At 72.0% G+C, this 11,585-nt stretch carries 9 protein-coding genes; 4 read left to right on the top strand and 5 right to left on the bottom strand.

Annotation, left to right across the window (positions count from 1 at the left end; translation table 11 throughout):
- Positions 1 to 71: 71 nt before the first annotated feature.
- From ACTWQF_RS00910 to ACTWQF_RS00900, 3 genes are read right to left on the bottom strand one after another with little or no spacing between them, the layout of a single operon-like run.
- Positions 72 to 824 carry an AIM24 family protein gene (locus tag ACTWQF_RS00910; protein WP_443276104.1) on the bottom strand — a complete coding sequence of 251 codons (753 nt, stop codon included), beginning with the start codon at positions 822 to 824 and terminating at the stop codon, positions 72 to 74.
- 19 nt (positions 825 to 843) lie between these two features.
- Positions 844 to 1,530, bottom strand: a complete 687-nt coding sequence (locus tag ACTWQF_RS00905) for an AIM24 family protein (protein WP_443276102.1) — start codon at positions 1,528 to 1,530, stop codon at positions 844 to 846.
- A 12-nt stretch (positions 1,531 to 1,542) separates the two neighbouring features.
- Entirely contained in the window at positions 1,543 to 3,222 is a 1,680-nt protein-coding gene (locus tag ACTWQF_RS00900) for a TerD family protein (RefSeq protein ID WP_443276100.1), read from the bottom strand.
- A 440-nt stretch (positions 3,223 to 3,662) separates the two neighbouring features.
- On the opposite strand from ACTWQF_RS00900, the gene ACTWQF_RS00895 reads away from it, so the two are divergent.
- From ACTWQF_RS00895 to ACTWQF_RS00880, 4 genes are all read left to right on the top strand, one after another.
- Positions 3,663 to 5,954, top strand: coding sequence for an MMPL family transporter (locus ACTWQF_RS00895; RefSeq protein ID WP_443276098.1), 2,292 nt, complete (start codon positions 3,663 to 3,665; stop codon positions 5,952 to 5,954).
- A complete protein-coding gene (locus tag ACTWQF_RS00890) occupies positions 5,914 to 6,582 on the top strand; it encodes a hypothetical protein (protein WP_443276096.1) in 669 nt (222 codons plus the stop codon). The genes ACTWQF_RS00895 and ACTWQF_RS00890 overlap by 41 nt, the downstream gene beginning before the upstream one ends.
- A 173-nt stretch (positions 6,583 to 6,755) precedes the next feature.
- Positions 6,756 to 6,956, top strand: a complete 201-nt coding sequence (locus tag ACTWQF_RS00885) for a hypothetical protein (RefSeq protein WP_443276094.1) — start codon at positions 6,756 to 6,758, stop codon at positions 6,954 to 6,956.
- A 63-nt stretch (positions 6,957 to 7,019) separates the two neighbouring features.
- Positions 7,020 to 10,244: a helix-turn-helix transcriptional regulator gene (locus tag ACTWQF_RS00880; protein ID WP_443277512.1), complete on the top strand. Its 3,225-nt coding sequence runs from the start codon at positions 7,020 to 7,022 to the stop codon at positions 10,242 to 10,244.
- On the opposite strand, the gene ACTWQF_RS00875 is transcribed toward ACTWQF_RS00880, so the two are convergent.
- Positions 10,126 to 10,386: a DUF6191 domain-containing protein gene (locus tag ACTWQF_RS00875; RefSeq protein ID WP_443276092.1), complete on the bottom strand. Its 261-nt coding sequence runs from the start codon at positions 10,384 to 10,386 to the stop codon at positions 10,126 to 10,128. The two genes, ACTWQF_RS00880 and ACTWQF_RS00875, sit on opposite strands and share 119 nt — an antisense overlap.
- A gap of 10 nt (positions 10,387 to 10,396) precedes the next feature.
- A complete protein-coding gene (locus ACTWQF_RS00870) occupies positions 10,397 to 11,560 on the bottom strand; it encodes a PQQ-dependent sugar dehydrogenase (RefSeq protein ID WP_443276090.1) in 1,164 nt (387 codons plus the stop codon).
- Between the last annotated feature and the right edge of the window lie 25 nt (positions 11,561 to 11,585).

Below are 11,585 nucleotides of genomic sequence, written 5' to 3'. Positions count from 1 at the left end.
CCAGGAGCGGGCGGAAGATCCCTCCCGCCCGCTCCTGTGCGCCGACTCGCGCCCTTCCAGGCCGTCAGCCGTCAGTTGCTGAAGACGTTGCCCTGGTTCTGGCCGCGGGAGCCCTGGGGGCCCATGCCGTACTGGGCGCGTACGCCGCCGCCGATCTGAGCGTTCTGCGGCGGGAGCAGCTCGCTGGGTTGGACGAGGGCGTAGCCCTGGCCCATGAAGGAGAGCTCCCAGCCCTCGCCGGTGTTGCCGCGGCGACGCCAGACACCCTGGGAGGAGGTCTGGGCCTGCATCTGCACACGCAGTCCGCTGGACCAGGCGACGACGGCGTCGGAGTCGGCGTTGACGTAGGTGTCCGGGGTGACGTTCATCAGCAGCGGCTGGCCCGAGGTCATCAGCGCGACCCTGCCCTGCCCTGTGATGTTGAGGTTGTAGGCACCGGTGCCGGAGATCCCGAACTGGCTGTCCACGGAGATGATCTCGTGGTGCAGGGTGGAGTCCATGGCCAGGACGTAGGAGGCGTCGACCGTCAGGCCGTCACGGTCGACGTCCACCACATGCACGTACTGTGCCAGGTTGGCGAGGAACACCGTCCCCTGGCCCGAGCAGCGCATCAGCGGCAGTTGCTCGCGGGCGGGGCCGCGGCGCCGGCTCTGCCCCTGGTACTCGGCGTCGAACTCCAGCAGTCCCTGGTAGGCGACCATGGCGCCCTTGCGGGCCAGTACATCGTCGTGCCCGGTCAACTGCACCCGCAGCAGCTGCGGGTTCTGCACCGCGTAGCGGTCCTCCGTGGCGACCTCGGTGTATCCGAAGAGCGAACTCTGCACGGCTGTTCTCCTTCCCCCGTCAGCCCCGGACCCGGATGCGGTCCGTGCTGTCCTCGCTCGGCTGGACGACCACGAAGCCCTGCCCGGAGAAGGCGATCTGATACGCCTCGCCGCTGCCCCGGCCGATCAGCGCACCGGCCTTCATGCTCCGCTTGCTTTTCATCTTCAGGCCGCTGGACCAGGCCACCAGTGCGTCCGGGTCCACATACGTCTCGTCCTCGCCGCGCCCGCAGTCCACGACCACGGGGGCACCACGCGAGGTGAGCGCGACCCAGCCGGTGCCGCGTACACCGACGTTGAACAGCCCCTGGCCCGCGAACTTGGCGAGCCCCTTGACCCGCTCGACGCCCCACTGGAGGTGCGCGTCGAAGGCGAGCAGGTTGGTGCCGTTGACCGACAGCGACTCCTCGGCGAGGTTGACGCACACCACGTCGGCGCCGTAGTCGGCCAGATAGAGCAGGCCGTCGCCGCGGCAGAGCATCAGCGGGTTCTTCTCGCCGGTCAGCCACTGCGAAGCCATCTGGCGGACGGCCGGCGGATTGGCCTCGTACTGCACGAAGCCCTCGTAGGCGACCATCGAGCCGGGCCGTGCGAACAGGTCCTGGCCCGACTGCATGGCCACCTTGACCATGTGGGTCCCGTGGTTCTCCATACGTGCCGACACGGGAGCGGGCGCGAAGCCCGCGAAAGCTGCTGGCTGGTTCATGACGGGCTCCCCCTAGACCTCGTACGGCTGGACGACGATGAAGTTGCCGGGCGCGCCCCGGAACTGGAGGTTCACGGTCTCCCCGCTGTGCCCCGGATAGGCGTTGCGGTGCAGCCGGACCTGACTGGAGACGACGACCTGGGCCGCCGCCGACCAGGCCACCACGGCTTGCGCGTCGGCGAACGTCGTGGGGGTGACCGGGAGGACGACAGGGGTTCCCTGCGTCTTGACGATGACCGTGCCGGTGCCGGTGAACTGCATGGTGAACAGCGCGCCACCGGGGATGCCGTGGCCCTCGATCCGGCGTACCTCGTGCTGCAGGGACTCGTCGAACGCGAGCACGTTCTCGGCCGAGACGCAGATCGCGTCTCCTTGCAGCTCCACCGGGTGGACATGCGCGGCGTTCTCGGCGAAGAAGACCTGACCGCGGCCGCTGCACCGCATCAGCTGCATCTCCTGGCCGGTCGCGTTGCCGACCACGCGCCCGGTGAAGCCGGCGCCCTTGTAGGAGAAGTCCACCTTGCCCTGGTAGAGCACCATGCTGCCCTGCTTGGCGAGCACAGGCTGGCCGTCGATGCCGATGTCCGCGCGGACGAGGGAGGGGTTCTGCAAGGTCCAGCGCTGACCGGTCGGCACCTCGTGGAACTTCTGGAGCACCGCCCCGATGCCTGCCGCCGGGCCCTGCGGGATCTGCGGTGCCTGCGGGGCGCCGTAGCCGCCGGGCTGCTGCTGGGCGAACGGGTTGGAGAGCTGCTGGCCGGGAGGCCCGGGCGGGCCCGGCTGCTGGGGCTGCGGCGGCTGGTGCTGCTGCTGGAATTGCTGGGGCGGCTGCGGAGCCTGGGGTGCTTGCGGAGCCGGCGGGGCCTGCGGAGCCGGCTGCGGCGGGGGAACTTGGCCGCCGTGCTGCGGCTGGATGGGGGCGGCCATGGTGGGCGCACCGTGGACGTCCGGCGTCGTCGGCTGCGGCACCTGCGGCTGCGGGGTGGGGGCCGGAGCGGGAGCCGGGGCCGGGGCCTGCGGCGCCTGTTGCTGCGGCGCGGGCGCGGTCGGAGGGGCGAACCCGGGCGCGGGCTGCTGCGGCGCCGCGCCCCCTCCCGGCGGTGCGAAGCCCGGTACTGCGCCACCCGCAGGCGCGGCCTGCTGCGGCTCGGGCTCCTCGTCCTCCAGGACCTCGCCGCCGAAGTTCTTCAGCAGCGCGTCCAGGCCGCCGTCGAAGCCCTGGCCGATCGCGGCGAACCGCCAGATGTCGTTCTTCCGGTAGATGTCGCCCAGCATCACGGCGCGCTCGGTGCTGAACTCCGAGCCGTCGAAGGGGTAGCGGGCGACCTCCTCGCCGCCCGCCACGATCCGGATGTAACCGGGGCCGACCTGCGACATCTGCCCGGCGCCGTCCAGCGTCGCCGTGAACGACAGCCGCTGGACCTGCGGGGGAATCCGGTCCAGCGTCACCCGGAAGGATTCGGTGTCCCCGGCCTGCGCCCCGAGGAGCTGGAGGGATTCCTCCGGCGACTTGGGCTGGTTGAAGAAGATGAAGTAGCGGTCGTCGGAGAGCTGTTCCTGCCCGTCCAGCCCGAAACAGCTGATGTCGAAAGAGAGTCCCGCTCCGGCGATCTGCACACCCACGTACAGATCCGTGCCCGCCGTCAGATCACTGATCTTGGCCTTGTGGCCGCGTTGCAATTCCCTGGGCATACGTAACGACCGTCCCCCATCCCGTGTGGTGCGTCTTCCAGCCATCCGGCCTGCGTTCGGCTGCCCGACCGGACGCCGTGCGTCCGTCGGACCGCTCCCACAGCCTATGGGTACCTACGACGCCGGTACCAGGCGCGTTCCCCGACATCCGTCCGCGACAGCCCTCCGCGTCCGGTTGCGGGGGTAAGAGACCGGTTACGCCGTGAGGGCCCGACTACAGGGTGATACGCGAGGCCATGGGCATTGTGGGTATCGCCACAAAGGCCGCAATCGATCTTTTCGGGATGGCACTCTGCGAAGAGCGCGGTCCTTGAGGCGAGGTTCTCGATTGCCTCGGACCCCCTCCTCCCCGCCTCCGGCCGGGAGGCCCCCAGCTGCGGCGGACAGGGGACGCCGCGCCCCCTCCATGCCCGTACGACCCCCGGGAGCAGGCGACGCCCGTGACCGCTCTTGCCCGCTGGTGCCTGAAGCGCCGCCTCCTCGTGCTGCTGCTGTGGCTCGTCACGCTCGTCGGTGCCGTGACCGCCTCGTCACTCATCGGCAGCTCCTACTCCGACGATTACGGTGCCCAGAGCACCGAATCCGGCCGGGCCGCGCAGCGCCTGGAGAGCGCCTTCCCCGACCGGGGCGGCGACAGCGACACGATCGTGTGGCGTACGGACACGGGGAGTGTGCGCGCGACCGCCGTCCAGGAGCGGATGACCGAGACGCTGGAGGAGGTCGCGCACCTGCCGGGCATCGCCTCCGTGAAGTCCCCCTATGTGCCACAGGGCGCAGGACAGATCAGCGAGGACGGCCGGACCGCCTACGCCGATCTCACCTTCAAGGCGCCCGCCGACGAGCTCGGCGAGCAGAAGGTGAAGCGCGTCGTCGACACCGTCCAGGGCGCTTCCGATCAAGGTCTCGGCCTCCAGGTCGAGGCGGGCGGTTCGGGGGTGGCGGTCGCCGAGGCGCCGAAGGCGCACCTCGCCGAGGCCATCGGGCTGGCGGCAGCCGCCGTCGTGCTCTTCCTCGCCTTCGGCTCACTCGCCGCCACGGCACTGCCACTGATCAACGCCGTCGTCGCCGTCGGCACAGCCGCGGCCGGTATCGGGCTGCTCAGCCAGGTGATGACCGTCGCGGACTTCGCGCCCATGCTGGGCATGCTCATCGGACTGGGCGTAGGTATCGACTACGCGCTGTTCATCGTCACCCGGCACAGAAGGGGGCTGCGTGCCGGGCTGCCGGTGGCCGAGGCCGCCCGCCGTGCGGTGGCGGTCTCCGGGCGCGCGGTGGTCTTCGCGGGGGCCACGGTCTGCATCGCGCTGCTGGGCATGTTCATCCTGCGACTCGGCTTCCTCAACGGAGTGGCGATAGCCGCCAGCCTGACCGTCCTGCTCAGCGTGGCAGCCTCCGTCACGCTGCTGCCTGCCCTGCTCGGCTTCATCGGGATGCGTGCCCTCAGCCGCCGTGAGCGACGGCAGCTCACCGAGCACGGGCCGCGCCCCGACCGTCCCACGGGCTTCGCCATGCGCTGGTCGGCCTTCGTCGAGCGGCACCCCAGGCTGCTGGGCGTGGTCGCCGCGGTGCTGATGGCCGTGCTCGCGCTGCCCGCGCTCGGGCTGCACCTGGGCACCTCGGACCAGGGCAACGATCCGTCCGCCAGCACCACCCGCAAGGCGTACGACATGCTCGCGGACGGTTTCGGCCCGGGCACCAACGGGCCGCTCACGCTGGTCGGCGAGCTGGACGGCGCGGGCGACAAGCTCGCCTTCGACCACCTGCGGGACGACATCCGCAACACCCCGGGCGTCGCCGAGGTCAGCGGCCCTCAGTTCAACGGCAGCGGCGACACCGGCGTGATCACAGTGGTGCCCGACAGCTCCCCGCAGTCCGAGTCGACCTCCGAACTGGTGGACCGGCTGCGCGGTGACGTGCTGCCGCAGGCCGAGGACGGCTCGACCATGGATGTCCTGGTCGGCGGCACCACCGCGGGACACGATGACTTCGCCGACATCATCGTCGGCAAGCTGCCGCTCTTCGGCGGCGTGGTCATCGGGCTCGGCTGTCTGCTGCTCCTGCTGGCTTTCCGCAGCATCGGCATCCCGCTCAAGGCCGCCGTCATGAACATCGCGGCCGTCGCCGCCGCCTTCGGCATCGTGGTCGCCGTCTTCCAGTGGGGCTGGGGGAGCGAACTGCTCGGCCTGGGCAGCGCGGGGCCCATCGAGCCGTTCCTGCCCGTGATCATGATCTCGGTGCTCTTCGGGCTGTCCATGGACTACCAGGTCTTCCTCGTCAGCCGGATGTACGAGGAATGGCGGCTGACCGGCGACAACAGACGCGCGGTGCGGGTGGGGCTCTCGGAGACCAGCAAGGTGATCAACTCCGCTGCCGTGATCATGATCTCCGTCTTCGGCGGTTTCGTGCTCAGCGGCGACCGGCTCATCGCCATGTTCGGCATCGCGCTGGCGGCCGCGGTCGCGCTGGACGCGTTCGTCCTGCGTACGCTGCTGGTGCCGGCGCTGATGCATATGCTCGGCGGCGCCAACTGGTGGCTCCCGAAGTGGCTGGACCGACGGCTGCCGCGGCTGAGCATCGAGCCGGACATGAGCGATGAGGACGGCGCCGAGGAGCTCGTCGACGTACCACTGGTCAATCAGCGCACCGGGTCTCTCATCGGTCTCTCAGAAACCGCCCCTACGGTGGCCGCCCATGGCTACCGAAAGCACGAAGACCACGCAGACCGCGACTGAGAAGCCCCTCGCCGACGAGTCGGCCGAAGAGGCGGCCACGACGAAGGAGAAGCCCGACGGGAAGGCCGAGGGGAAGCCCGACGGGAAGGCCGAGGAGAAGACGGCCCGCGACGCGCCCGCGGTGAACGTCGGCAAGGAGCCCGAGGACGCCGTCGACGACGAGTACGACGACGCCGACCTCGACACCCTGGAGTCCCCGAAGGACCGGCGCAGCGACTGGGCGGGCGGCGCCGTCGCCGTCGTCAGCGCCGGTCTCGGCCTCGCCTCGCTGACCGGCACCTCCTTCAGCGAGATGCTCCGCGAGCGCAAGAGCCTCATCGGCCAGATCGAGAGCGGCGCCCAGGGCGGCTCCGGCGGCTCGGCCGCCGACCAGGTCAACTCCGTCTACGGCGCCCCCTGGCACGCGGCTGCCGTCGTCAACGGGATCTTCGCCCTGCTCGCCGTCGCGGTGGGCGGTCTGCTCCTGGCGACGCTCAGCGGCCGGCCCGAGGTCCGTGGCTGGGTCAAGGCCGTCTCGCTGGGCGGGGCGCTGCTCGGTGTGATCGGCCTCGTCGTCGCCGGCGGTATGTACTTCGACCTGTTCGCAGCGCAGCCCGAGGTGCCTACGCCTTCGGCACCCGGCCAGTAACCGGTACCCCGTGACGGTACCTACGCACTCGGTCCGGTGGCCTAGGGCCCGCTGCACGTCGCACTAAGGCCCTCAGGCCCCCAGGACTGGGCAGTTGCCCGATGTGGCGGGGCCCTCTCAGGAAGCAGTGTGGGAGCACGCATTCCGCACCACTCCCCGAGGGGGCCACCGTCATGCTGTACGACCTCAGCCACGGCCAACACCAGCTCCGCATGGACGATCTGCGCCGCGAGGCCGAGCACCAACGGCTGGTACGCGCCGCCAAGGCGGCCCGCCGCGAGCAGGCGGGCACCGATCGCAGCGCACGCTCCTGGTTCGGCCGCGCACGCCGGAACCGGGACGACGACGAGCCGGTGTGGGTACCGGCCGCATGACTGTCCGTACCGTCGGCCGGAAAGCCGCTATAAGGCAGGTGCCCTAGGCCGGTGCCGGATGCGATGCTGAGCGACGTGCCCCTGCAAACCACTGTCAGCCCCGTGTTCGTCGGCCGCACCGCCGAACTGGCCGCCCTCACCGAGGCCCTCGCATCCGCCGGTACGGGTGCGCCCCAGGCGCTGCTCCTCGGCGGCGAGGCGGGTGTGGGCAAGACCCGGCTCCTGGAGGAGTTCCTGGAGCGGGCTCGCGCTGCGGGCGGCATAACCACCCTCGGCGGCTGTCTCGAACTGGGCGCCGACGGCCTCCCCTTCGCGCCCTTCACCACGGCGCTGCGCGGCCTGCGCAGCGCCGTGCCGCCCACGGCCCTGGCAGTCGCCGCCGAGGGCCGCGAAGCCGAACTGGCTCGGCTGCTCCCGGACCTGGCGGTGCCAGGACCGGTGGCGCCGCAGCGCGAGGAGTACGACGACGGCGCCGACGGCGGACGTGCCCGGCTCTTCGAGGCGACGGCGCAACTGCTGGAGCGGCTGGCCGCCGACCGTACCCTCGTCGTCGCCCTCGAAGACCTCCAGTGGGCCGACCGCTCCACCCGCGAACTGCTCGGCTACCTCTTCCGGTCCGTACGCGGCTGCCGGCTGGTGCTGCTGGCCACCTACCGCACCGACGACATCCACCGCCGCCACCCGCTGCGCCCCTTCCTCGCCGAGCAGGACCGGCTGCGTACCGTCCTCCATCTGGAGCTGCCGCGCCTGACCCGCGCCGAGGTACGCGACCAGATCACCGGTATCAACGGCACCGAGCCCGCGAGCGAGCTGGCCGAGGAGATCTTCCGCCGCTCGGAGGGCATCCCCTTCTTCGTCGAGGAGCTGACCGCCACCGAGGCCGCCTGCGCCATCAGCGACTCGCTCCGCGATCTGCTGCTCGTCCGGGTCGAAGCGCTGCCCGAGTCGGCGCAGCATGTGGTGCGGCTCGCCGCGGGCGGAGGCTCCGCCGTGGAACACGCACTGCTGGCCGCCGTCGCCGGGCTGGGCGAGGACGCGCTGCTGGAAGCCCTGCGCTCGGCCGTCGGCGCCAATGTGCTGCGGCCCACCGAGGACGGCTCGGGCTATCACTTCCGGCACGCCCTGCTGCGCGAGGCGGTCCGCGAGGATCTGCTCCCCGGCGAGCTGGCGCGGATCAGCCGCCGCTACGCCGAGGCGCTGGAGGCGGACCCGTCGCTGGTGCGGGCCGAGGAGCGGCTGGCCCGCCTGGCGCACTACTGGCACCGCAGCCGGGACGCCGCCAGGGCGCTGCCTGCGGCGCTCTCCGCCTCGGTCGAGGCCCGATACCGGCACGCGTACGCGGAGGAGCACCAACTGCTCGAACGCGTCATCGAGTTGTGGGACGAGGTGCCCGAGGAAGCCCGGGCCGAGCTGCCCGCGCTGCGCATCCCGCGTACGTTCCCCGCCGTGGACGCTCCGGGCGGTGCCCGCGCGCACTGTCTGTCCCAGCCGCCGCACTTCATCGAGGTACTTGCCGAGGCCGTCGTCGCCGCCCGGATCAGCGGTGACGTGGCACGCGCCAAGGTCCTCACGCGCCGCGCGCTGGCCCGGCTGGACGAAGCTGAGGACCCGCTCACCAGCGCCTGGTTCCAGCTGCGCATGGGGATGCTGCTGGAGGACACCGGCAAGGGCGACGGCTGGACGCAGATCGCCAAGGCGCAGGAGCTGGTCCGCGGGCTGCCGCCCTCCGCCGTTCATGCGGAGGTGCTCTCCAGCGCCGCGAGCTGGGGCATGGTGCACCGTCCCGGGCGGGAGGCGCTGGCGACGGCCGTCCGCGCGGTCGAGCTGGCCCGGGTGGTGGGCGCCACCGCCATCGAGCTGGATGCCAGGGTCACCCTGGGCACCCTGCTCGCCGAATCGGGCGATCTGGAGGAGGGGCTCGCCGAGCTGGCCCGGGCCCGGGACGAGGCGGACCAGGCGGGGGTCACGTCCGTGATGACCTGCGCCGCCATCAACATCGCCGTCGAGCTGGAGGCGGTGGGCCGCTCGGCGCAGGCCGCCGAGGAGGCCGCCCGCGCGGCCCGCGTCGCCCACAGGCGCAACCGCCCCAACTCCTATGCGGGCGCCCTCGCGGGGCAGGCCGAGGCGCTGCTGTCGACGGGGGAGTGGGAGCGCGCGGCCGAGCTCCTGGACCGGGCCAGAGGCGCGGCGCGCGTCACGGACGTACGCGTCTGGGTCGCGCTGCTCCGTGCCCGGCTGGCCCGCGAACGAGGCGACCTGACCGGGCTGGAGGCCGCCGTCGAGGAGGCGGCGGCCACCATGGGCTCGTCCCCGGCCAACGAGCCGCAGAAGGTGGTGGCGCTGCGGTACTTCACCATGGCGCTGGCCGCCGAGCGCGGCGAGACGGCGAAGGCACGCGCCGAGCTGGCCGCCGCTCTCTCGGAAGGCTTCCCGCCGGGCGCCCACCCGTACGCCTGGGCGCTGCTGCACGCCGCCGCGTCCTACGAGGCGGAGCTCCGCGGCCTGCCGGACGCCGAGCAGGGCCGGGGCCAGGTGCTGTCCGAACTGCGCCACGCGGCCCGCCTGCTGCCCCGGCCCGCGCCGGTGTGGGAGGGATACGGGCTGCTGCTGGAGGCCGAGTTGGCGCGGGCGGCGGGGCAGAGCGAGCCGCAGCTGTGGGAGGCGGCGGCGCTGGCCCTGGAACCGGTGGGACGGCCCTGTCCGCTGGCCCGCGCCCGGCTGCGCTGGGCCGAGGCGCTGCTGGAGGGCGCAGGCGTACGGGGCTGCTCGCGGTCCCCGGAGGAACTGCTGCGGCAGGCCCACTCCACGGCCGTGCGCCTGGGCGCTGCGCCGCTGCGGGCCGAGGCCGAACAGCTCGCGCTGCGGGCGCGGATCGCACTGGACGACGGGCCCGGCGACGGCCGGGGAGCGGCGGAGCCCGCCCCGGCACAGGCGGCGTCGGCACCGCCCGCCGACCCGGCCGAGTCGTTCGGGCTCACCCGGCGCGAGCGCGACGTACTGGAACTCGTCGCCGAAGGCCGCAGCAACCGGCAGATAGCCGAGCGGCTCTACATAGCCCCGAAGACGGCGAGCGTGCACGTCTCCAACATCCTCGCCAAGCTGGGCGTCGCGACGCGCGGCGAGGCGGCGGCGATGGCGTTCCGGCTGCGGCTGGTCAGCCCGAACGGGCTCAGCTCCGCGGTGCCGGGGACGGCGACGGCACCGGGGACGACGACAGCTCCGCGGCCGGCTCCGGCTCCTTCCCCGGCTCCGCCTCCGGGACGCTCCGTTGCCCGGGTGGACGGATGACCACCTGACCCGAAGCCAGGTCGATCGGCCCCTTGCCGGGGTCGTTGCTGCCCTCCTGGACCCGGGTGTGCTCCAGCCGCCGCTGCTCGTCGTCCGTGTGTTTGCGGCTCGGCGAGAACAGCTCCTCTATCAGGTTGAACATCTGACCATCCTCAGCGCACCTTGAGTCGCAGGATGCGGTCGTCCCCCTTCTCCGGCGAGCCACGTCCGTCCGTCTCGCTCGTGACCAGCCAGAGCCCGTCGCCGCCACCGGTGCCGTGGTCGGCGACGACCGTTCGGAGCCGTCCGTATTTTCCCTTCAGGAACGCTTGGGGGGTGGCTGCGGGTTCCGCGCCCTTGAGCGGGATACGCCACAGCCGCTCGCCGCGCAGCCCGGCCATCCACACCGAACCCTTGACGACGGCCAGCCCGCTGGGGGACGCCTCGGCGGTGCGCCACTGCTCGACCGGGTTGCGGAAGCGCTTGTCGTCGCTCTTGCCCTCGGCGTCCGGCCAGCCGTAGTTCTTGCCCGGTTCGATCAGATTGAGCTCGTCCCAGGTGTCCTGCCCGAACTCGGAGGCCCACAGCCGGTTCTCGCGGTCCCAGTCCAGGCCCTGCACATTGCGGTGCCCCCAGCTGTAGACGACCGAGTCCGGCTCGGGGTTGCCGTGCCCGGCCGGCTCGCCCTCGGGCGTCATCCGCAGGATCTTGCCGCCCAGCGACTTCCTGTCCTGGGCGAGGTCGCCGTCGCCGGACTCGCCGGTCCCGGCGTAGAGCATCTTGTCCGGGCCGAACGCGATCCGCCCGCCGTTGTGGAGCAGGCCCTTGGGGATGCCCTTGAGGATGGTGTCCGGCGCGCCCAGCTGGTCGCCGGGTTCCTTCTTGGCGTCGTAGACCATCCGCACGATGCGGTTGTCGGAGGCGGAGGTGAAGTACGCGTACACCATCTTCCCCGCCTGTGCCCCGTCCGGCGGGACGGCCAGCCCCATCAGCCCGCCCTCGCCGCCGGGTTCCACCCCCGGCACGGAGCCGACCTCCGTCTTCTTGCCGCTGTCGGCGTCGATACGCAGGATCTTCCCCGTGTCCCGCGAGGAGACCAGCAGATCGCCGCCGGGCAGCGGAGCCAGCCCCCAGGGGCTCTTGAGGCCGGTCGTGAGGGACTTGACCACCTTCACGGAACCCTTGGCCGGTGCCGCCCTCGCCGACGAGGTCGCAGGTGAACTGCCGCCCTTGCGCGAGGGCCCGTCCCCCGGGCCGTCCCCGCCCCCGCCGGAACATCCCGCGCCCAGCGCCAGCGCGCAGACCACCCCGACGCTCACACCCGTCCTACGTCGCACGCTGCGGCTCCCTCGTCCTCGACAA

The sequence above is a fragment of the Streptomyces sp. 8N114 genome, assembly GCF_052245835.1.
GTDB lineage: Bacteria > Actinomycetota > Actinomycetes > Streptomycetales > Streptomycetaceae > Streptomyces.
This window is presented reverse-complemented; position numbering and strand designations above follow the sequence as displayed.